This window comes from Pseudomonas sp. GW822-FHT03F04 (assembly GCF_058801405.1).
Window position 1 is genome coordinate 293747 of record NZ_JBXANF010000003.1, and the last position, 21535, is coordinate 315281.

23 protein-coding genes are annotated in these 21535 nt (G+C 63.1%); 22 read left to right on the top strand and 1 reads right to left on the bottom strand.

Annotation, left to right across the window (positions count from 1 at the left end; all coding sequences use genetic code 11):
- Positions 1–20: 20 nt before the first annotated feature.
- Positions 21–1484, top strand: a complete 1464-nt coding sequence (gene selO / locus AC1RMX_RS07945; protein WP_096819888.1) for a protein adenylyltransferase SelO — start codon at positions 21–23, stop codon at positions 1482–1484.
- Positions 1485–1933: 449 nt separating this feature from the next.
- The gene (trxC, locus tag AC1RMX_RS07950; RefSeq protein WP_064592954.1) at positions 1934–2368 is read left to right on the top strand and encodes a thioredoxin TrxC; all 435 of its coding nucleotides are present in this window, start codon (positions 1934–1936) and stop codon (positions 2366–2368) included.
- Between the two features lie 45 nt (positions 2369–2413).
- Here trxC and AC1RMX_RS07955 read toward each other — a convergent pair whose 3' ends face one another.
- A complete protein-coding gene (locus AC1RMX_RS07955) occupies positions 2414–3184 on the bottom strand; it encodes a ParA family protein (protein ID WP_096819891.1) in 771 nt (256 codons plus the stop codon).
- A 370-nt stretch (positions 3185–3554) separates the two neighbouring features.
- Here AC1RMX_RS07955 and AC1RMX_RS07960 point away from each other — a divergent pair, with 370 nt between their 5' ends.
- The 20 genes from AC1RMX_RS07960 to AC1RMX_RS08055 are packed head-to-tail and all read left to right on the top strand — an operon-like array spanning position 3555 to position 21529.
- Entirely contained in the window at positions 3555–4280 is a 726-nt protein-coding gene (locus AC1RMX_RS07960) for a beta-ketoacyl synthase chain length factor (protein WP_096819892.1), read from the top strand.
- Entirely contained in the window at positions 4256–5065 is an 810-nt protein-coding gene (locus AC1RMX_RS07965; protein ID WP_096819893.1) for a lysophospholipid acyltransferase family protein, read from the top strand. Before AC1RMX_RS07960 ends, AC1RMX_RS07965 begins: the two co-directional genes overlap by 25 nt.
- The gene (locus AC1RMX_RS07970) at positions 5046–5306 is read left to right on the top strand and encodes a phosphopantetheine-binding protein (protein WP_085711082.1); all 261 of its coding nucleotides are present in this window, start codon (positions 5046–5048) and stop codon (positions 5304–5306) included. Before AC1RMX_RS07965 ends, AC1RMX_RS07970 begins: the two co-directional genes overlap by 20 nt.
- Before the next feature lie 9 nt (positions 5307–5315).
- Entirely contained in the window at positions 5316–5570 is a 255-nt protein-coding gene (locus tag AC1RMX_RS07975) for an acyl carrier protein (protein ID WP_007909503.1), read from the top strand.
- The gene (locus AC1RMX_RS07980; protein WP_096819894.1) at positions 5567–6112 is read left to right on the top strand and encodes a COG4648 family protein; all 546 of its coding nucleotides are present in this window, start codon (positions 5567–5569) and stop codon (positions 6110–6112) included. Before AC1RMX_RS07975 ends, AC1RMX_RS07980 begins: the two co-directional genes overlap by 4 nt.
- Positions 6109–7788 carry an ApeI family dehydratase gene (locus AC1RMX_RS07985; RefSeq protein WP_493071379.1) on the top strand — a complete coding sequence of 560 codons (1680 nt, stop codon included), beginning with the start codon at positions 6109–6111 and terminating at the stop codon, positions 7786–7788. The genes AC1RMX_RS07980 and AC1RMX_RS07985 overlap by 4 nt, the downstream gene beginning before the upstream one ends.
- Positions 7781–8515 (top strand): glycosyltransferase family 2 protein, encoded by a 735-nt coding sequence (locus tag AC1RMX_RS07990; protein ID WP_096819896.1) that lies wholly within the window; start codon positions 7781–7783, stop codon positions 8513–8515. Before AC1RMX_RS07985 ends, AC1RMX_RS07990 begins: the two co-directional genes overlap by 8 nt.
- Positions 8512–9459 (top strand): lysophospholipid acyltransferase family protein, encoded by a 948-nt coding sequence (locus tag AC1RMX_RS07995; RefSeq protein ID WP_102620185.1) that lies wholly within the window; start codon positions 8512–8514, stop codon positions 9457–9459. Before AC1RMX_RS07990 ends, AC1RMX_RS07995 begins: the two co-directional genes overlap by 4 nt.
- On the top strand, positions 9440–10984 hold the full coding sequence (locus AC1RMX_RS08000; protein WP_493071381.1) for an HAL/PAL/TAL family ammonia-lyase: 1545 nt from the start codon (positions 9440–9442) through the stop codon (positions 10982–10984). The genes AC1RMX_RS07995 and AC1RMX_RS08000 overlap by 20 nt, the downstream gene beginning before the upstream one ends.
- Positions 10977–11402 (top strand): acyl-CoA thioesterase, encoded by a 426-nt coding sequence (locus AC1RMX_RS08005; RefSeq protein ID WP_096819899.1) that lies wholly within the window; start codon positions 10977–10979, stop codon positions 11400–11402. The genes AC1RMX_RS08000 and AC1RMX_RS08005 overlap by 8 nt, the downstream gene beginning before the upstream one ends.
- Complete coding sequence (locus AC1RMX_RS08010) at positions 11399–12001, top strand: outer membrane lipoprotein carrier protein LolA (protein WP_493071383.1); 603 nt, start codon at positions 11399–11401, stop codon at positions 11999–12001. The genes AC1RMX_RS08005 and AC1RMX_RS08010 overlap by 4 nt, the downstream gene beginning before the upstream one ends.
- Positions 11985–14324 carry an MMPL family transporter gene (locus AC1RMX_RS08015; protein WP_493071385.1) on the top strand — a complete coding sequence of 780 codons (2340 nt, stop codon included), beginning with the start codon at positions 11985–11987 and terminating at the stop codon, positions 14322–14324. Before AC1RMX_RS08010 ends, AC1RMX_RS08015 begins: the two co-directional genes overlap by 17 nt.
- Positions 14321–15481 carry a cation:proton antiporter gene (locus AC1RMX_RS08020; protein WP_096819902.1) on the top strand — a complete coding sequence of 387 codons (1161 nt, stop codon included), beginning with the start codon at positions 14321–14323 and terminating at the stop codon, positions 15479–15481. The genes AC1RMX_RS08015 and AC1RMX_RS08020 overlap by 4 nt, the downstream gene beginning before the upstream one ends.
- Entirely contained in the window at positions 15468–16715 is a 1248-nt protein-coding gene (locus AC1RMX_RS08025) for an NAD(P)/FAD-dependent oxidoreductase (protein WP_096819903.1), read from the top strand. Before AC1RMX_RS08020 ends, AC1RMX_RS08025 begins: the two co-directional genes overlap by 14 nt.
- Entirely contained in the window at positions 16712–17437 is a 726-nt protein-coding gene (locus AC1RMX_RS08030) for a class I SAM-dependent methyltransferase (RefSeq protein WP_096819904.1), read from the top strand. Before AC1RMX_RS08025 ends, AC1RMX_RS08030 begins: the two co-directional genes overlap by 4 nt.
- Positions 17437–17919, top strand: coding sequence for a hypothetical protein (locus AC1RMX_RS08035; RefSeq protein ID WP_096819905.1), 483 nt, complete (start codon positions 17437–17439; stop codon positions 17917–17919). The genes AC1RMX_RS08030 and AC1RMX_RS08035 overlap by 1 nt, the downstream gene beginning before the upstream one ends.
- Positions 17916–19112 carry a beta-ketoacyl-[acyl-carrier-protein] synthase family protein gene (locus AC1RMX_RS08040; RefSeq protein ID WP_096819906.1) on the top strand — a complete coding sequence of 399 codons (1197 nt, stop codon included), beginning with the start codon at positions 17916–17918 and terminating at the stop codon, positions 19110–19112. The genes AC1RMX_RS08035 and AC1RMX_RS08040 overlap by 4 nt, the downstream gene beginning before the upstream one ends.
- Positions 19109–19573: a hotdog family protein gene (locus AC1RMX_RS08045; RefSeq protein ID WP_493071389.1), complete on the top strand. Its 465-nt coding sequence runs from the start codon at positions 19109–19111 to the stop codon at positions 19571–19573. Before AC1RMX_RS08040 ends, AC1RMX_RS08045 begins: the two co-directional genes overlap by 4 nt.
- Positions 19566–20294, top strand: coding sequence for a 3-oxoacyl-ACP reductase FabG (fabG, locus tag AC1RMX_RS08050; RefSeq protein ID WP_493071391.1), 729 nt, complete (start codon positions 19566–19568; stop codon positions 20292–20294). Before AC1RMX_RS08045 ends, fabG begins: the two co-directional genes overlap by 8 nt.
- Entirely contained in the window at positions 20294–21529 is a 1236-nt protein-coding gene (locus AC1RMX_RS08055; RefSeq protein ID WP_096819908.1) for a beta-ketoacyl-ACP synthase, read from the top strand. Before fabG ends, AC1RMX_RS08055 begins: the two co-directional genes overlap by 1 nt.
- The last annotated feature ends 6 nt before the right edge of the window (positions 21530–21535 follow it).

Below are 21535 nucleotides of genomic sequence, written 5' to 3' on the forward strand. Positions count from 1 at the left end.
CATTCTGCTGGAGCCGGCCCTTGAAAGCCCTCGACGAACTGACCTTCGACAACCGTTTCGCCCGCCTGGGCGACGCGTTTTCGGCCCATGTGCTGCCCGAACCGATCGACAACCCGCGACTGGTGGTCGCCAGCCCGGCGGCCCTGGCGCTGCTGGATCTGGATCCGGCGACGGCCGACACTCAGGAATTCGCTGAACTGTTCGGCGGCCACAAGTTGTGGGCCGATGCCGAGCCGCGGGCGATGGTCTATTCCGGGCATCAATTCGGCGGCTATACCCCGCAACTGGGCGATGGTCGCGGGCTGCTGCTGGGCGAGGTCTACAACGCGGCCGGCGAGCATTGGGACTTGCACCTCAAGGGCGCCGGACAGACACCGTTTTCGCGCATGGGCGACGGTCGTGCGGTGCTGCGTTCGTCGATTCGTGAATTTCTCGCATCCGAAGCGCTGTATGCGCTGAACATCCCGTCCTCACGCGCCGCGTGCGTGATCGGTTCCGACACCCCGGTCTGGCGTGAGAAACAGGAACGCGCCGCGATGGTGCTGCGGCTGGCGCCAAGCCACGTGCGTTTCGGCCACTTCGAATATTTCTATTACACCAAGCGTCCCGAGCAGCAGAAGTTGCTCGGCGAACACGTGCTGGCGATGCACTTCCCCGAATGCCTGGAACAGCCGGAACCGTATCTGGCGATGTTCCGCGAAATCGTCGAGCGCAACGCCGAACTGATCGCCAAGTGGCAGGCCTACGGTTTCTGCCACGGGGTGATGAACACCGACAACATGTCGATCCTCGGCATCACCTTCGACTTCGGCCCGTTCGCCTTCCTCGACGACTTCGACGCGAACTTCATCTGCAACCACTCCGATGATCAGGGCCGCTACTCGTTCAGCAATCAGGTGCCCGTCGGCCAGTGGAACCTCAGCGCCCTGGCCCAGGCCCTGACGCCGTTCATCAGCGTCGAAGCCCTGCGCGAAACCCTTGGCCTGTATCTGCCATTGTTCCAGGCCCATTACCTCGACCTGATGCGCCGCCGTCTGGGCTTCACCACGGCCGAGGACGAGGACCAGCAACTGCTGGAGCAACTGCTGCAATTGATGCAGAACAGTGGCGTCGACTACACGCTGTTCTTCCGTCGTCTGGGCGAGGAGTCAGCAGATAAGGCTGTTGCCCGGTTGCGCGATGACTTTGTGGATATCCGAGGCTTCGACGCCTGGGGCGAGCGTTACGTCGACCGTGTTGCACGCGATGGCGCGACCGATCAGGAACAACGCCGCGCGCGGATGCATGCGGTGAATCCGCTGTACATCCTGCGCAATTACCTGGCGCAGAAGGCGATTGATGCGGCGGAACAGGGTGACTATTCGGAGGTTCGCCGACTGCATGCGGTGTTGAGCAATCCATTCGAGGAACAACCTGGAATGGAAAGCTACGCGCAACGGCCGCCGGAGTGGGGCAAGCATTTGGAGATCAGTTGTTCGTCGTGAGGCTGCTTCCAACTTCCAAATACTCAAGATGATCGATGTAATTGGCTATACGCGTCGAGATGGCCGCCTATTATCTCGATCAAACCCATGAGCGGGTGTGACTCGTCCGCTCCAGCCATGCCTCTCAGCTCCTTAACTGCTTCGACCAGCAAATTGTATTCCTCCTCTGACTCTGGCCGCTTAAGGACAGGTGCGACGTGGCCCCAGTGCTCAATAGCCAACTCAACTATTCCGCTCATTTTTGCCCCTTGCTTTGGTCACCAGCAAATTGCCAGGACGCCCGGAGTCACTCTATGCCGCGAGCAAAATGAGCAAAATCAGCTGAAACGACACTTTATGTAGGACACATCTTCGATTATCGAAGGTAACTGCTGTCAGATTTCGTCTTGATAAATGCCTCGCATGACACCAGATTCGTTTTACGAACTGCCTAATCAACCGAGCCGATCATGACTGACCCACTCCTCATCCCCTGCCCCTCCTGCAACGGCCTCAACCGCATTCCTGCCGAGCGCCTCAACGACCACCCGAAATGCGGACGCTGCAAGTCAGAGGTGCTGTTGAACAAGCCGTTCGAACTCAAGCAAGGCGACTACGCCAGCCAGATCAAGGGCGATCTGCCGTTACTGGTGGACGTGTGGGCGGACTGGTGCGGGCCGTGCAAGTCGTTTGCGCCGGTGTTCGAGCAAGCCGCTGCGCAATTGGCAGGCAAGTGCCGGCTGGCCAAGCTGGACAGCGAGGCCAATCAGCAGTTGTCGGCGCAGTTGGGGATCCGCTCGATTCCGAGCCTGATTCTGTTCAGGAACGGTCGTGAGGTGGCGCGGCAAAGCGGGGCGTTTCCGCTGCCGCAACTGATGGCGTGGCTGCGCAGCCAGGGCATCTGACACAACACCCTCCAAATGTGGGAGCTTGCTCCCACATTGGTTTTTTCAGGCGTCTTCGAGCAGGTTGTGCAGTTCGACGAACTGCTGAGTCAACTTGTGTCGCGGGTCGAGATGGATCAGCGGCGTGCTGGCCTGATGCGATTCGCGCATGCGCACTGAGCTGGCGAGATAAACCGGCAGCACCGGCAAACCTTCAGCGATCAATTCATCGAGAATCTGCTGCGGCAGACTGGCCCGGGCCTGGAACTGGTTGACCACGATGCCTTCGACTTCCAGGCCTTCGTTGTGGTCATCCTTCAACTCTTCGATCTCCGACATCAGCCCGTACAGGGCCTGACGGGAAAAGCTGTCGCAATCGAAGGGAATCAACACCCGATCAGCAGCAATCAACGCCGAAACCGCATAAAAGTTCAGCGCCGGCGGCGTATCCAGGTAGATACGGTCGTAGTCCTCGCTCAACTCATCGAGCAACTTCCGCAGCTTGTTGATCTTGTGCTTGGCTTCGAGTTTGGGCTGCAAGTCGGCCAGTTCCGCCGTGGCGGTGATGATGTGCAGGTTGTCGAACGGGGTTTCGTAGATATCGGCCTTGTTCTTCTTGGAGAACGGGCCCGAGGACAGGGTCTGCTTGAAGAAGTCGGCGATGCCCATCGGAATGTCGTCACCGGTGAGCCCGGTCAGATACTGAGTGGAGTTGGCCTGGGCATCGAGGTCCACCAACAGCGTGCGATAACCCTCGCTGGCGCTGACCGCCGCCAGATTGCAGGCGATGCTGGATTTGCCCACGCCACCTTTCTGATTGAACACCACGCGCCGCATGACAAAACCTCCGTGTATCAAAGAATGACCGAGTGTAGTGGTGCCCGGCCCCGCTTCGCTACCTTCACGGACACGGACTACAGGGTCAGGCGCAAATATCTCAATGGACACGGCGCAAATGCCGCCATTGGCCGCCGATATGCCCGACAGACAATCCCGTCGCAATCCGGATAATGGCCAAGTGACATTTTTTGCCATGTACCCTTCGGTCCATTTCAGCGCGCAAAATGTAACCAGCATTTGCTACACACTCGTCGCACCGGGATAATGCGCGCCACCCGGCGCCAAGCGCCACGCCACTTTCGGCAAGGTCAGCACCTCTGTGGCTTTGGCAGAACCGCGTCAAAAACAGCCCGCAGGGGCGGGATGAATGTCCGTGATCAACTTCAACATCGCCCAATGGCGCGCCTGGGCTCCCGGGCTCGACAGTGTGGACGCCTGGCAAGCCTGGAGCCGACAGCCGGTCGTGCTCCCGAGCAGCGATGCCGCGCCCGATGTGTCGTTCCTTCCCGCCATGCAGCGCCGCCGTCTCAGCCGCCTGGCGCGGATGGCCTTCAGTGTCGGCTGGCCACTGGCCGACGGTCGGGAAAACCTGCCGCTGGTCTTCGTCTCCCGCCACGGTGAAACCCCGCGTACGTTCGACATCCTCAGCGACCTGGCCAACGAACAACCGCTGTCACCGACCCAGTTCAGCCTCTCCGTGCACAACGCGATCATCGGCCTGTGGTCGATCATGCGCGGCGAAACCAGTGAGATGACCGCCCTCGCAGCAGCGGGCGACGGCCTCGAGCACGGCGTGCTGGAAGCCGCCGCCCTGCTGGACGAAGGCGCTCCAGCGGTACTGTTGGTGATCACCGAAGAGCAACCGCCCGCCGCCTATTCAGCCTGGATCGATGACGTGCCGTTTCCGTATGCGGTGGGCTTGCTGCTGACCCCCGGTACCGACTGGCGGCTGACCCTGAACAGCGCCCCCGAAGCACTGTCCAAAGCGCAATGGCCCCACGCGCTGAATCTGCTGCAAACCCTGCTCGGCCAGCAAACCCTTTGCCAACATGCCTGGAAAAATCGTGTATGGACCTGGCAACGCAACCCGTAACCGAAAAAAACCGCGACGCCTACTACTGGCGTCTGCTGGCCACCGCCATCAGCTTCGCTCTGTTCGGGCTGGGCGGGCTGTGCCTGCGCCTGCTGGTGTTTCCGCTGCTGGGCTGCCTGCCGGGCGATGCGAAGACCCATCGGGAGCGGGCGCGGCAGACCGTCAGTCGGCTGTTCTGGTTTTTCGTCCGGTTCATGGCCCGCACCGGGGTGCTGACCTACGACATCCAGGGTGCCGAACGCCTTGGCCGTCCGGGGCAGATGATCATCGCCAACCACCCGTCGCTGATCGACGTGGTGTTTCTGATCGGTCTGGTGCGCCACGCCAATTGCGTGGTGAAGAAAAGCCTGTGGGAAAACCCTTTCACCCGTGGCCCGCTGCGCAGCACCGAATACATCAGCAACGACGGCAGCATGGACATGCTCGATGCCGCCGCCGATGCGCTGCGAGACGGGCAGACCCTGATCATTTTCCCGGAGGGCACCCGCACCCAGCCCGGACAGGCACCGGCCTTCCATCGGGGCGCGGCGGCCATCGCACTGCGGGGTGCGAAAATTCTCACCCCGGTGATCATCAAGGTCAGCCCGACTACGCTGACCAAGGCCGAGCCGTGGTATCGCATCCCCTGCCGCCGTGTTCACTTCAGTTTTCGCGTCGGGGCCGATATAGACCCACAGACCTTTGCCGCACAAGGCCCTGCACCGCAGGCCTCGCGCAAGCTCAACGACTTTCTGCACCATTTTTTTATCAAGGAGCTCGCCGAAGATGAGCGATCTGCACCGTGAGATAAAACTGCTGATCATCGACGCCCTGGGCCTCGAAGACATCAGCGTCGACGATATTGGCGACGACCAGACGCTGTTTGGCGAAGGCCTGGGCCTGGATTCGGTCGACGCCCTGGAACTTGGCCTGGCCATCCAGAAAAAGTACGGCATCAAGATCGATGCCGACGCCAAGGACACCCGCAACCATTTCACCAACGTGGCGAGCCTTGCGGCGTTCGTCACGGCAAAACAGGCAGCTTGAGACCGGACCATGCAAACTCGTGACGACATTTTCAACACCCTGCGCGATGCCCTGGTCGAGCTGTTCGAACTGGACCCGGCCCGTGTGAGCCTGGAATCGAACCTGTATCAGGACCTGGAAATCGACAGCATCGACGCGGTCGACCTGATCGACCACATCAAGCGTCAGACCGGCAAGAAAATCGCCGCCGAGGAATTCAAGTCGGTGCGCACCGTCGGCGACGTGGTCGAGGCGGTCTACCGTCTGGTTCAACCGGCCGCATGAGCCGACTGATCGGCCTCGGCCTGCTGTTGGCGGGCCTGTTGTACCCCTTTGCGGTGTATTTCGGCATGGAGCACTTTGCGCCGTGGCAGTTCGGCCTGCTGCTGGGCAGCCTGTGGCTGGCCCGTGCGCTGACCGGCGAGCGCAAGCCCGGCAGCCTGTGGATGGCCTGCGTGGCGATCGTGTTCTGCCTGCTGCTGGCGCTGTTCGACAGCCCGCTGTTACTGCGCTGGTACCCGGTGCTGATCAGCGGCTTCATGTTGATGCTGTTCAGCCTGAGCCTGAAATACGGCCCGCCGATGGTCGAGCGCCTGGCGCGCTTGCGTGAACCGCAGCTGCCACCCGAAGCGATCCGCTACACCCGCCAGGTCACCGTGGCCTGGAGCGTGTTCTTTTTCTGTAACGGCTTGTGCGCGGCCCTGCTGACCCTTTGGGCGCCGCTGCACTGGTGGATGTTGTACACCGGCCTGATCTCCTACGGATTGATCGGCCTGATGTTTGCCATTGAATGGCTGATACGACAACGGGTAAGAGGTCGCCCATGAACTGGATAAAACTTGAGCAACTGTTGCTCAAGGATCTGCCGCAGCGCGCCATCACCGTCGCGCCGGCACTCGATCACGCACACCTGCGCGAACAGGCCCTGAGCCTGGCTGCGGGCCTGCAAGCCAAAGGTGTGCAGCGAATGGCCGTGCACCTGGAAGATGCCGCAGAATTGGCCGTCGCCCTGCTCGGTGCCTGGCGCGCCGGCGTCAGCGTATTGCTGCCTTCGGATCTGCAAGCACAGACTCGCCAGCGCTGGTCGCATGAAGTCGACCTGTGGCTGACCGATCACGCGGACGACGCGCACCTGAGCGATTGGCAGCACACCGCACTGACCGGCGCCGAACTGGATCTCGACCAGTGCCGCCTGAGCCTGTGCACCTCCGGCTCCAGCGGCGAACCCAAGCGCATCGACAAATCCCTGCGGCAACTGGCCAACGAAGTCGAAGCCCTCGAGCAACTGTGGGGCATGGATCTCGGTGAGGCCTGCATCATCGGCAGCGTCGCCACCCAACACATCTACGGTCTGTTGTTCCGTGTGCTGTGGCCGCTGTGTGCCGGACGCCCGTTTCTGCGCAAGCAACTGGCCTTTCCCGAAGACATGCAGCGCGCCAGTCGCGAGCACCCGGCCTTCGCCTGGGTCGCCAGCCCGGCGCTGCTCAAGCGCATGGGCGACAACCTCGACTGGCCGGCCCTGAGCGCCGTGCGTCGGGTGTTTTCCTCCGGTGGTGCGTTGCCGGCGGATGCCGCGCAAAGCCTGCACCAGCGTTTGCAACAGTGGCCGACGGAAATCCTCGGCAGCTCGGAGACCGGCGGTATCGCCTGGCGTCAGGGCGAGTCGCTGTGGCAGCCGTTCACCGGGGTCGAGCTGAGCCAGGACGGCGACGGCGCGTTGCTGATCGCCTCGCCGTATTTGCCCTCCGGACATATCGAACACACCGCCGATGCCGCGCGCATCGAGGCCGATGGTCGCTTCGAGCTGCTCGGGCGACTGGACCGGATCGTCAAACTGGAAGAAAAGCGTATCTCCCTGCCGATGCTGGAACAGGCCCTGGTCGCCCACGACTGGGTCGCCGAAGCGCGACTCGGTGTGGTGCAGGAAAACCGCGCGTCTCTCGGTGCCTTGCTGGTGCTCAGCGAATCAGGCCTGTTTGCCCTGCGCGAACACGGCCGGCGCAGCCTCACCGAAACCCTGCGCCGTCACCTCGGCGAGCATTGCGAAGCCCTCGCCCTGCCTCGGCGCTGGCGCTTGCTGCGACAACTGCCGCTGAACACTCAGGGCAAGTTGCCTCAGGCTGACGTCGAAGCCTTGCTGCTGGCACCGCGTCCGAAGGCACCGGAAGTTCTGGAGCAGACCGAAACCGAGGGCGAATGGAGCCTGCAACTGAGCGTGCCGCCGGATCTGGCCTACTTCAGCGGTCACTTCCCCAAGGCCCCGGTGCTGCCCGGCGTGGTGCAGGTCGAGTGGGCGCTGAACCTCGGTCGGCAACTGTTGAACCTGTCTGGTGCATTCGCCGGGATGGAAGTGCTGAAGTTCCAGCAACTGGTGCGCCCCGGCGATGAAATCCAGTTGCACCTGCGCTTCGACGCAGAACGCGGCAAGCTGTATTTCGCCTATCGCAACGACACCGCGACCTGCTCCAGCGGCCGGATTCTGCTGGGGGCTGGCGATGCATAACCCTTGCGCGGTCATCCCGGTCTACAACCACGAAACCGCGATCACCACGGTGGTCGAGGCCCTGCTCGCCCAAGGCTTGCCGTGCATTCTGGTGGACGACGCCAGCAGCAAATCCTGCGCAGCCGTGCTGGATGTTCTGGCCGAACGCGAGCGGGTGTATCTGGTGCGACTCACCACCAATCAGGGCAAGGGCGGCGCGGTGATGACCGGACTGCGTGAAGCCGCGCGACTGGGTTTCACTCATGCCTTGCAGGTCGATGCCGACGGTCAGCACGACTTGCAGGACGTCAGCCGCTTCGTCGAAGAATCCCGCGCCCATCCGCGTGCGCTGATCTGCGGTTATCCGCTCTACGACGCCAGCGTGCCCAAGGGGCGCCTGTACGCCCGTTACCTCACTCACGTGATGGTGTGGATCAACAGCCTGTCACTGCAGATTCGCGATTCGATGTGCGGTTTCCGTGTCTATCCGCTGGAGCCGACCCTGGCACTGATCGACTCGGCGCGGATCGGCAAGCGCATGGATTTCGACTCGGACATCCTCGTGCGCCTGTCATGGCGCAACCAGCCGATGCGCTGGCTGCAAACCAGCGTGCACTACCCGCTGGACGGCGTGTCGCACTTTAGGATGTTCCACGACAACGTGTTGATTTCGAGCATGCACACGCGCCTGTTCTTCGGCATGTTGCTGCGCTCGCCCGCCATCCTCTGGCGACGGTGGCGCGCATGACGGTCGAGACCGACAAGAAGCACTGGGCCGACCGCGAAGAGCGCGGCAGCTTTCTGCTGATGAAATTCACCGCGTTCGCCGCCAAGGTTCTTGGCCGACGCCTGTTGAGCCCGTTGCTGTACGGCATCGTCCTGTACTTTTTCCTGTTCGGCCGCACAGCCCGGCGCAGTGCGTGGCAGTATCAGCAACGCCTCGCCGACTGGAGCGGCCGCCACGAATTGCGCCCAAGCCTGTGGCGGGTGTTCGGCCAGTTCATGGCGTTCGCCGATTCGCTGCTCGACAAGCTCGACGTGTGGAACCGCAAGCTGCGCATCGAGCAGATCGAAATCATCGACCCGGCGCTGTTGCGCGATCAGTTGCGCGGCAGTCGCGGGCAAATGCTGGTGGGCGCGCATCTGGGCAACCTCGAAGTGTGCCGGGCGCTGGCGGAGATCGGCGAAAAGGTCACCATGAACGTTCTGGTGCACACCAAGCACGCCGAACAATTCAATCGCCTGCTGGGCGAGGCCGGGGCGACCAATCTGCGGCTGATCCAGGTCAGCGAGCTGGACCCGGTGATCATGCTGCAACTGCACGAACGCCTGGAGCGCGGCGAATGGCTGGCGATTGCCGGCGACCGCGTGCCGCTGCACGGCGGGCGCAGCGTGACCGTGGACTTCCTCGGCCACCCGGCGCGTTTCCCGCAAGGCCCGTGGCTGCTGGCCGGTCTGCTGAAATGCCCGGTCAATCTGCTGATGTGCCTCAAGCAACCTGACGGACACTATCGCCTGACCCTTGAGCCGTTCGCCGATGCCGTGACGTGGACACGCCGCGATCGCGAACAGGTCATTCATCAGTGGGCGACCCGCTATGCCGAACGCCTGAGTCACTATTGCCTCGAAGCCCCCAAGCAATGGTTCAACTTTTACCCTTTCTGGAAGACCGATGACGACGCCAACCCATGAGCCGGTAACCTTCGGCGAACGCCCTTTGCGCATCGAAGACGTGCTGGCCCTGGCCAACCGTCAGGCGCCCGTGCAGTTGCAGAGCGACGCCGACTACCGCGAACGCATCGCCAAAGGCGCGCGGTTCCTCGATTCGCTGCTGGACAAGGAAGGCGTGATCTACGGCGTGACCACCGGTTACGGCGACTCCTGCGTGGTCGCGGTGCCGCTGCATCACGTCGAGGCGCTGCCGCGTCATCTCTACACCTTCCACGGTTGCGGACTGGGCAAACTGCTCGACGCCCAGGCCACCCGCGCGGTGCTGGCGGCGCGTTTGCAGTCGCTGTGCCACGGCGTGTCCGGGGTGCGCATCGAGCTGCTGGAGCGGCTGCATGCCTTCCTCGAACACGACATCCTGCCGCTGATCCCCGAAGAGGGTTCGGTGGGCGCCAGCGGCGATCTGACGCCGCTGTCCTACGTCGCCGCAACCCTGTCCGGCGAGCGCGAAGTGATGTTCCGTGGCGAACGCCGCCAGTCCGCCGATGTGCATCGCGAACTCGGCTGGACGCCGCTGGTGCTGCGCCCGAAAGAAGCGCTGGCACTGATGAACGGCACCGCCGTGATGACCGGTCTTGCCTGCCTGGCCTATGCCCGCGCCGATTACCTGCTGCAACTGGCCACCCGCATCACTGCGTTGAACGTGGTGGCGCTGCAAGGCAATCCGGAGCACTTCGACGAGCGCCTGTTCGCCGCTAAGCCGCACCCGGGGCAGATGCAGGTTGCCGCGTGGCTGCGCAAGGATCTGGCGATCGACGCGCCGACCGCGCCGCTGCACCGCTTGCAGGATCGTTACTCGCTGCGCTGCGCACCGCACGTGCTCGGCGTATTGGCCGACAGCCTGAACTGGCTGCGTTCGTTCATCGAGACCGAACTCAACAGCGCCAACGACAACCCGATCATCGACGCCGAAGCCGAGCGCGTGCTGCACGGCGGGCATTTCTACGGCGGGCATATCGCCTTCGCCATGGACAGCCTGAAAAACCTCGTGGCCAACGTCGCCGACCTGCTCGACCGACAACTCGCGCTGCTGGTGGACGAGCGTTACAACCACGGTTTGCCGAGCAACCTGTCCGGCGCCAGCGCCGACCGGGCGATGCTCAACCACGGCTTCAAGGCTGTGCAGATCGGCGCCAGCGCCTGGACTGCCGAAGCGTTGAAAAACACCATGCCGGCCAGCGTGTTCTCGCGCTCCACCGAGTGCCACAACCAGGACAAGGTGAGCATGGGCACCATCGCCGCACGCGACGCCATTCGCGTGCTGGAGCTGACCGAACAGGTCGCCGCCGCCACCTTGCTCGCGGCCAATCAGGGCGTCTGGCTGCGTGGCCGTGATGAAGACGCACGACCACTGCCACCGTCGCTGGCCGCCATGCACGAAGAGCTGGCCAAAGACTTCCCGCCAGTCATCGAAGACCGCGCCCTGGAAGGCGAACTGCGCCTGTGCCTGCAACGTATCGCCGAACAACACTGGAGGCTGCATGCGTAGCGCCGGAGTGCTTCACGCCGATACGGAAATCCTCGTGCCGTTCTTTGACATCGACACCATGCACGTCGTCTGGCACGGCCATTACGTGAAATACCTGGAAGTGGCGCGCTGCGCGTTGCTCGACAAGATCGGCCACAACTACAACCAGATGGTCGACTCGGGCTATGCCTGGCCGGTGATCGACCTGCAATTGCGCTACGTGCGCGGCGCGGTGTTCGGTCAGCGGCTGAACGTGCGCGCCAGCCTGGTGGAATGGGAAAACCGCCTGAAGATTCACTACCTGATCACCGACGCCCAGACCGGCGAACGCCTGACCCGCGCCAGCTCGGTACAGGTCGCCGTCGAGGTGAGCAGCCGCGAGATGCAACTGGCGTCGCCGAAAGTCTTCACCGATGCCGTGGAAAGGATGCTGCGATGAATGTGTTTGTGAAATCCTTCGGGGCCTTGGCGTTGCTGGGGCTGTCGTCGCTGGCCAACGCCTTCGACCTGCAACAGTTGAGCGATCAACTGGCGAAACCGGACGTGATCCACGGCCAGTTCATTCAGGAAAAACACCTGCGCGCCCTGCCCCAGCCGCTGATCAGCAAGGGCAGCTTTGTCCTCGCCAAAAACCACGGCCTGCTCTGGCTGTTGAAAACCCCGCTGCAGCAGGATTACCGCATCAGCGCCAAAGGCATTGCCCGTCGTGACCTCAACGGTTGGCAACTGTTGCCCGGCAAGAGCGCCGGCGCCGAACAGAACCGTTTGTTTCTCGCCGTGCTGCAAGGCGACAGCAGCGGTCTGCAACGGGATTTCGAACTGGCCCTGAACGGCGACGCACAAAAGTGGCAACTGACGCTCACCCCGCGTTCGGTGCTACTCAAGCAAGTGTTCAACCAGATCAACATCACCGGCGGCACGCTGGTGAGTACCATCGAACTGCTGGAAACCCAGGGCGACAGCACTGTGCTGCGCATGCAGGACAGCACCGCCGGCCAACCGTTGAGCGACGCGGAGCAACATGACTTTGCCGAGTGAACGCAGGCTGCCCTGGCTGTTCCTGATCCTGCTGCTGGCCGTCGTCGCACTGGGCGCCTGGCAGTGGCGCGACGGCGCACCGCTGTCGGCGAACCTGATGGAGCTGGTGCCCGGCACCCATCCGGACGCCGTCGAGCAGCGTGCCGAACAACGCATGCAGGAACCGCTCAACCGGGAAATGCTGGTATTGGTCGGTCACACCGATCGCCAGCAGGCCGTCGCCATGGCCCAGACCCTGGGCGAGCAATGGCAGGCCAGCGGCTTGTTCGAAAAGGTCCAGTGGAACCTGCAGGCCGATCTGCCCGCCCTGCGCGCACAATTGCTGCAAGGGCGACTGGCGATGCTCTCGGCCGATGATCGGCAGTTGCTGATCGAACACCCGGACGCCTTCATCCAGCAACGGGTGCAGGCGCTGTTCGATCCGTTCACCGGTTTCAGTCTGGTGCCGAGCCAGGACGACTGGCTGGGCCTGACCGGACGCATCCAGAACAACCAGCCGCAGCACGGCGCGGTGCAACTGGACATCGGCAGCGGCGCATTGATTGCCGATTCCGACGGCAAGAGCTGGGTGCTGCTGCGCGCGCGCACCACCGGCAACGCCTTCGACATGAACCTGCCGCTACAAGTCGCCGCGCTGCTGCAACACAGCCGCGAGCAAGCGGCGAAATCCGGTGTGCAACTGCTGGCTGCCAGCGGATTGCTCTACGCGGCCAATGGTCAGCAACAAGCGACCCGGGAAATTTCCTGGGTCGGCGGCGGCGCCACCCTCGGCATTCTGTTGCTGCTGTTGCTCGCCTTCCGCCGCTGGCGGGTGTTGCTGGCGTTCATTCCGGTGCTGGTGGGCATGCTGTTCGGCGCGGTGGCCTGCGTGGCACTGTTCGGGCACCTGCATGTCATGACCTTGGTGCTCGGTTCGAGCCTGATCGGCGTGGCTGTGGATTACCCGCTGCACTATCTGTCCAAGAGCTGGAGCCTCAAACCGTGGCGCAGCTGGCCGGCCTTGCGCCTGACCGTGTCGGGCCTGACCCTGAGCCTGATCACCAGCGCCATCGGCTATCTGGCGCTGGCCTGGACACCGTTCCCGGCCCTGACCCAGATCGCCGTGTTCTCCGCTGCTGGCCTGCTCGGCGCTTACCTGTCCGCGGTGTGCCTGCTGCCGGCGCTGTTGAGCAACGTCGAGTTGCGCCCGGCGCAATGGCCGCTGCGTCTGGCCGAGCGCATGGTCAGTCTTCGGGAAACGCTGCTGGAACACGTGCGCACACCGATTCTGGCGGCACTGCTGATCGCGTTCTGCGCCGGCGGCCTGGTGCAACTGCAAAGCAAAAACGATATCCGCCAATGGGTCGGCGCGCCGCAGCACCTGACCGATGAGGCGCAGACCATCGCCCGCATCACCGGTTATCAGCCGACCAGCCAGTTTTTCCTGGTGCGCGCAGAAAACCAGCAGCAACTGCTGGAACGCCAGGCAGCCCTGAGCGAGCGGCTGGATCAACTGGTCAACCTCGACAAGTTGCAGGGTTATCTGGCGCTCAACCAATTGGTCAGCCCGCCGAGCCAGCAGCAACAGGCTCGCGAAGCGCTGAACAAATTGCCGCAATTCTGGCAGCCGCTGCTTGAAGTCGGCGTACCACTGGCAGCGTTACAAACCGAACTGACGCAATTGCAGGCCCTGCCCGCCGAAGACATCGACGCCGCACTGGTCGGCCCGCTCGGCGAGCCCTACCGCACCTTGTGGCTCGGTCCGACCGAAGAAGGCGTCGCGGCGATGGTCAGCCTGCAAGGCCTGAACAACCCGGCGCTGCTGCGGGTGCAGGCGCTGGACTTGCCCGGCGTGGAGCTGGTGGATCGCCTCGGTGACTTGAACCGGGTGTTTGCCGAAACCCAGATCAGCGCCGCCGAACTGAAACTCGCTTCCTGCGTGCTGATCGTGCTGGTGCTGATCCTGCCGTTCGGTCTCGGTGGCGCGTTGCGCATCGTTTCCCTGCCACTGCTCGCGGCGCTGTGCAGCCTGGCCAGCCTCGGCTGGCTCGGTCAGCCGCTGACCCTGTTCAGCCTGTTCGGCCTGCTGCTGGTGACGGCGATCAGCGTCGATTACGCGATCCTCATGCGCGAACAGGTCGGCGGCGCGGCGGTCAGCCTGCTTGGCACTTTGCTGGCGGCGCTGACGACCTGGCTGTCGTTCGGTCTGCTGGCAGTGTCGAGTACGCCGGCGGTGAGCAACTTCGGGTTGTCGGTGAGCCTCGGGCTGGCCTTCAGTTTCATGCTGGCGCCGTGGGCCGGGCGTCATGCCCATGCGGTGACAGTCGCGGAGCCGGCAGCATGATGATCGTGATTTTCTGGCTGATGGCGCTGGCGTTGTTCGCCGTGGCCACCCGTGTCGGTCGATATTTCGGATTGATTCCGATCGTCAGCCAGTTGCTGCTGGCCAGTTTCGTGCTGCCGCTGTTGATGTATTTCTGGATCGAACCGGGCTGGCAGCTCAGCGGAGCCGAACTGATTGCGCCGAGCTGGCTGAAAAACCTCTACAGCCTGAGCTTCGCGCTGTTGCTCGGGCACATTCTCAGCGACGTGATCGACCTGCGCCTGGATCGTCAGAGCGTGAAAATTGCCCTGCCGAGTTTTGCCGTGCCGTTCGCCTGCGGGTTGGCGACGGCGTACTGGCTGCTGCCAGCGCAACCGTGGATCAACTCGCTGGCCATCGGTCTGGTGTTCGCCATCACCGCGATCCCGGTGCTGTATCTGTATCTGCGCCATATCGACTATCCGCCCGCCGCCACCCGGCGTCTGGTGCAGACTGCGATCCTGATCGACCTGACCTGCTGGACCCTGTTCGGCCTCGCCCAGGGCAGCCTGCACCTGAGCAGTCTGCTGCTGCCGCTGGGGCTGGCCTGCGTGCCAGTACTGCTGCGTGTGTTCGGCGTCCGCCGGCCATTGACCTACAGCCTTGGCTTTTTTGCGCTGTTGGTGCTGGCCGAACACTACAAACTCAATGCGCTGATTTTCGGCATCGGCTATCTGCTGTGCATGGCCGCGCTGAAGGTGCCGTTGGTGCTGCCGTTGCCGGCACGCTGGATGAACCGTTTGCAAACGTGGATCGCGATTCCGCTGATCCTCACCTTCGGCATCGTGCAGATCGATGTGCACAGCGCCCTCGCCAGCCTCGGCGTCGTGCAATGGGCAGCGCTGCTGCTGTTGCCGATCGCCAGCAAACTGCTCGGCAACTGGCTGGGCCTCGGCTGGGCCGGCGCATCGTTCGAAGGCGCCAGCCGCTGGCGTGAAAGCGTGCTGCTGAACATTCGCGGCTTGAGCGAAATCGTTTTTCTCAACTTGCTGTTGCAACAACAACTCATCAGCCCGGCGCTGTACTTTGCGCTGATGCTGATGGGCCTGATCGCGACGCTGTTGCCGGCTTTCATCGGCCTGCACCGTGCGTCATTGAACCCTATTGCCGTACCCAGGAGCTCGCGTGCCAATCGTTGAAATGGAATCCCGTCAGGTCGTGATCATCGGCGCCGGCCCGTCCGGCGCCATCGCCGCCGCGTTGCTCAAGCGTAAGGGCCACGACGTGCTGGTTATCGAGCGCCAGCATTTCCCACGGTTCTCCATCGGCGAAAGCCTGCTCAGCCATTGCCTGGATTTCGTCGAAGAAGCGGGGATGCTCGAAGCGGTGAACGCGGCCGGATTCCAGCGCAAGACCGGCGCGGCATTCGCCTGGGGCGAGCGCTACAGCGCGTTCGATTTCGGCGATACGTTCACCGGCGGCAAACCGACTACCTTCCAGGTACAACGCGCCGACTTCGACAAACTGCTGGCCGATCAAGCGGCGTTGCAAGGCGTGGAAATCCGTTATGGCGACGCCATTGTCAGCGTCGACTTCGAGCGTCCGCATCCGCAACTCGATGTGCGTCGCGAAGACGGCAGCGAGTACCGCGTCGAGGCCGGTTTCGTCCTCGATGCCAGCGGCTACGGCCGCGTGCTGTCACGCCTGCTGGATCTGGAAGCTCCATCGAATTTCCCGGTGCGCCAGGCCGTGTTCACCCACGTCGAAGATCACATCGACCACCCGGCCTTCGACCGCGAGAAAATCCTCGTCACCACCCACCCGCAGCATCGCGACATCTGGTTCTGGACGATTCCGTTCAGTAACGGTCGCTGCTCGGTGGGCGTGGTCGCTGCCGCTGAACATTTCAAGGGTAGCGATACCGATCTCGACGCCTGCCTGCGCGGTTTCATCGCCGAAACCCCGAGTCTGGCCAAGGTACTGAACAACGCCGTGTGGGATACCCCGGCGCGTACCCTCGGCGGTTATGCGGCCAACGTCAAAACCCTGCACGGTCCGGGGTTTGCGCTGCTGGGCAACGCGGCGGAGTTTCTCGACCCGGTGTTCTCCTCGGGCGTGACCATCGCCATGCGCTCGGCAAGCATGGCCGCCGGCGTGCTGCACCGGCAGTTGCAGGGCGAAACCGTGGATTGGCAGAGCGAGTTCGCCGAACCGCTCAAGCGCGGCGTCGATACCTTCCGCTGCTATGTCGAGGGCTGGTACGCCGGCACCTTCCAGGACGTGATTTTCCACGAGCAAGGCTCCCCCGAAATCCGTCGCATGATCTGCTCGATCCTCGCCGGCTACGCCTGGGACGAACGCAACCCGTTCGTCAGCGAAGCGCGCCGCCGGCTGAAGACGATTTCCGAACTCTGTGCAAGGGACGACACATGAATTACTTGAGCGACAGCTACGTCGAGGAAACCCGTTTCGGCTTCTGGTTCCTGCGCAGCCACACCTGGCAGCACCATGTGCTGCGCGTGGCGATCAATGATTTGCGCGGCTTGTTCAGCGAACCGCTGCCGGCCAACCCGGTGCTGCTGGATGCAGGCTGCGGCCAGGGCAAATCCTTCGGCCATCTGCGCCAGACCTTCGCGCCACAGCGTTTGATCGGCGTCGATGCCGACCCGCACAGCCTGGAATTGAGCGCTGAAGAAGCGGCGCGCCAGGGCTTCGCCGTCGAGCTGATCGGCAGCGACTGCGCGACACTGAATGTCCCGGATGCGAGCGTCGATCTGCTGTTCTGTCACCAGACCTTCCATCATCTGGTGGAGCAGGAAAAAGCCCTGGCCGAGTTCTACCGGGTGCTCAAGCCGGGCGGTTATCTGCTGTTCGCCGAGTCCACCGAGGCTTACATTGATACATGGGTCATCCGTTGGTTGTTCCGCCATCCGATGCACGTGCAAAAGAGTGCGGCGCAGTATCTGGAGATGATTCGCCAGCAGGGATTCGAGTTCGCCGAGCGGAATGTTTCCTACCCGTATCTATGGTGGAGCCGCTCAAAGGATTTTGGTCTGCTGGAACGTTTTGGCCTGCGCAAACCGAAGCCGGTTGGCCAGCGTGAAGAAACCCTGGTCAACGTCGTGGCGCGCAAACCGCTGGAAGAGGCCGTCTGATGCTGCGTGTTCTGCTGCTCGCCTGCGTCCTGCTGCTGACCGCTTGCGCCAGCCAGGCGCCGCTGCCTGTGGATAACCCTACGCTGCCCTTGCCGCTGCAATTGCACATCGAGCGCCAGCAAGCCGAACAGCGTCAGGACTGGTTGCTGGTGATCCAGCGCGAGGGCCCGGGCATTCGCTGGTCGATGATGGATCCGCTGGGCATTCCCCAGGCCCGTCAGCAACTGATCGACGGACGCTGGCAGGCTGACGGCCTGCTGCCGCCGAATCCGGAGGCCCGGGAGTTGTTCGCTGCGCTGCTGTTTGCCCTGACGCCGTCCGGCGAACTGTCGCGCAATTACCCCACCGCGCAGCAACACGGCGGGCAACGTTCCTTGCCGGCGCGTTGGGACATCCGTTATGCACAACCGTTGAGCTTCGAATTGAACCTGCCCCAAGGCCCGCAGTATCGGGTTTCTCCTTTAGGTGAATCGACGCCATGACCGCCTACCTCAACGCCCTCGGCGTGATCTGCGCCCTGGGCCGTGACAAGCAAGAAGTCGCCAGTCACCTGTTCGCCGGCGATTGCTCGGGCATGCGCCACGAGTCGGGCTGGGTGCCGGAACGCGAGTTGCCGGTGGCCGCCGTACGCGGTGATCTGGCGCCCATTCCGCCGCAGATGGCGGCGCACAAGAGCCGCAACAATCAGTTGCTGCTGGAAGCCGCGCTGCAGATTCGCGACGACATCGACGCCGCCATTCAGACCTATGGCCCCGACCGCATCGGCGTAGTGCTCGGCACCAGCACTTCGGGCATCGACGAGGCCAGCGAGGGTCTGGCGCATTACATTCGCGACCAACAGTTCCCGGCCGATTACGACTACCGACAGCAGGAACTCGGCGCCCCGGCGACGTTCCTCGCCGACTGGCTGCAACTGAGCGGCCCGACCTACGTGATTTCCACCGCGTGCACCTCCAGCGCCCGGGCCTTGATGAGCGCCCGGCGTCTGCTGGATCTGGGGCTGTGCGACGCGGTGCTGTGCGGTGGTGTCGACAGCCTGTGCAAGCTGACCCTGAATGGTTTCTCGTCGCTGGAAGCGGTGTCCGACGAGCGCTGCAATCCGTTCTCGGCCAACCGCAACGGCATCAACATCGGCGAGGCCGCAGTGCTGTTCGTGATGAGCAAACAGCGCGGCGACGGCCCGGCCATTGCCCTGCTGGGCGCTGGCGCCAGCTCCGATGCGCACCATATTTCCGCGCCGGAGCCGTCCGGCCGTGGCGCGTTGCAAGCCATGCAACAGGCGCTGGACCGCGCGCAGCTGCAAGCCACGCAAATCAGTTATCTGAACCTGCACGGCACCGCCACCCAGCACAACGACGCCATGGAAAGCCTGGCCGTTTCCACGTTGTTCCCGCAGGGTGTGGCGTGTTCCTCGACCAAACCGATGACCGGCCACACCCTCGGTGCTGCCGGCGCACTGGAAGCCGCGTTCTGCTGGTTGAGTCTGAGTGCCGACAACCCCGACCACGCCTTGCCGCCGCACGTCTGGGACGGCCAGGCCGATCCGGACCTGCCAGCGCTGAAGTGGGTGACCGCGAGCGAGCGCCTGGCGTCCATTGCACCCCGCTACCTGATGAGCAACTCGTTTGCCTTCGGTGGCAATAACGTCAGCCTGATTATCGGAGACGCCCCATGAATGACTGGCCGCTCGCCGAATTGCTGCCCCACGCTGGCGACATGATTCTGATCGACCGGATCCTGAGCTTCGACGACGAGCAGATCCACACCACCCTCACGGTCAAGCCCAACGGTTTGTTCAACCTCCCCGACGGCAGCCTGCCGGCGTGGGTCGGCGTCGAGTTGATGGCGCAGAGCGTCGCTGCATTCGCTGGCTGCCATGCACGACAGAAGGGCAATGCGGTGGAGCTGGGCTTTCTGCTCGGCACCCGCAAGTTCGAATGCAATGTCGAGGCGTTTCCGGTCGGTTGTGAACTGACTATCCACGGCATCCGCTCGCTGGAAGACGACAACGGCATGGGCGTCTTCGAATGCCACATCAATGCGCCCGGCATCGAAGCCAGCGCCCGGCTGAACGTGTTCCGCCCGCCGCACGCGGCGCAATATCTAGAACAATTGAAGGAGTCGAACCATGACTGAATTCGTACTGGTCACCGGCTCCAGTCGCGGTATCGGCCGCGCGATTGCCCTGCGTCTGGCTCAGGCCGGCTACGACATCGTCCTGCATTGCCGCAGCGGCGTGACTGAGGCGCAAGCGGTGAAAGCCGAAGTCGAAGCGCTCGGGCGCCATGCACGCATCCTGCAATTCGACGTCGCCGACCGCGAAACCTGCAAAGCCATTCTCGAAGCCGATGTCGAAGCCCACGGCGCCTATTACGGCGTGGTGCTCAATGCCGGGCTGACCCGCGACGGCGCGTTTCCGGCCCTCAGCGATGACGATTGGGACGTGGTATTGCGCACCAACCTCGACGGCTTCTACAACGTCCTGCACCCGGTGATGATGCCGATGATCCGCCGCCGCGCCGCCGGTCGCATCGTTTGCATCACCTCGGTCTCGGGGCTGATCGGCAACCGTGGCCAGGTCAACTACAGCGCCTCGAAAGCGGGTGTGATCGGTGCCGCAAAGGCGTTGGCGATCGAACTGGCCAAGCGCAAAATCACGGTGAACTGTGTTGCTCCCGGCCTGATCGATACGGCCATGCTCGATGAAAACGTGCCGGTGGAAGAACTGATGAAAATGATCCCCGCGCAACGCATGGGCACGCCGGAAGAAGTGGCCGGTGCGGTGAATTTCCTGATGTCGGCGGAAGCGTCGTACATCACCCGCCAGGTGCTGGCAGTCAACGGAGGCTTGTGCTGATGAAGCGCGTTGTCGTCACCGGCATGGCCGGCATCACCTCGCTGGGCAGCGACTGGGACACCATCGCCGGCAACTTCGCCGCCAACCGCAGCGGTATCCGCCGGATGGACGAGTGGGATCGCTTCAGCGAACTCAACACCCGACTGGCCGGGCCGATCGACGATTTTGTGGTGCCGGCGCACTGGACCCGCAAACAACTGCGCAGCATGGGCCGGGTTTCACGACTGGCCGTCGGCGCAGCCGAAAAGGCTTTGGCCGATGCCGGCCTGCTCGGCGACGAATCGATCAAGGACGGCCGTATGGGCGTGGCCTGCGGTTCGTCCACCGGCAGCACCGACGAGATCAAGGCGTTCGGCAACATGCTGCTGAATTCGGTGGCCGAAGGCCTCAACGCCAACTCCTACGTGCGGATGATGCCGCACACCACGGCGGCGAACATCAGCATCTTCTTCGGCCTCACCGGTCGCCTGATCCCGACCTCCAGCGCCTGCACCAGCGGCAGCCAGGGCGTCGGTTATGCCTACGAGGCGATCAAGTTCGGTCGTTTGCCGCTGATGCTCGCCGGTGGCGCCGAAGAACTCTGCCCGACCGAAGCCATGGTGTTCGACGCGCTGTACGCCACCAGTTTGAAAAACGATGCGCCGCAAACCTCGCCACGCCCGTACGACAAGGGCCGCGACGGTCTGGTGATCGGCGAAGGCGGCGGCATGCTGGTGCTTGAAGAACTGGAACACGCCTTGGCTCGCGGTGCGCACATTCACGCCGAAATCGTCGGCTTTGGCAGCAACGCCGACGGCCAGCACACCACCCGTCCGGAGCAAGTCACCATGCGCCGAGCGATGGAGCTGGCACTGGAAGACGCGGGCCTGACGCCTGACGCCATCGGTTACGTGAACGGTCACGGCACGGCCACCGAGCAGGGCGACATCGCCGAAACCCTGGCCACCAGCAGCCTGTTCGGCGAACGCATGCCGATCAGTTCGCAGAAGAGTTTCCTCGGCCACACCCTGGGTGCCTGTGGTGCGCTGGAATCATGGTTCAGCATCGAAATGCTCAATCGCGACCTGTACGTGCACACGCTCAACCTCGACGAAGTCGACCCGCACTGCGGCAAGCTCGATTACCTGCGCGGCGAATTCCGCCAGATGCACCACGATTACGTGATGAACAACAACTTCGCGTTTGGCGGGGTCAACACCTCGCTGATCTTCCGCCGCTGGACGCCACCGAATTAATTCAGG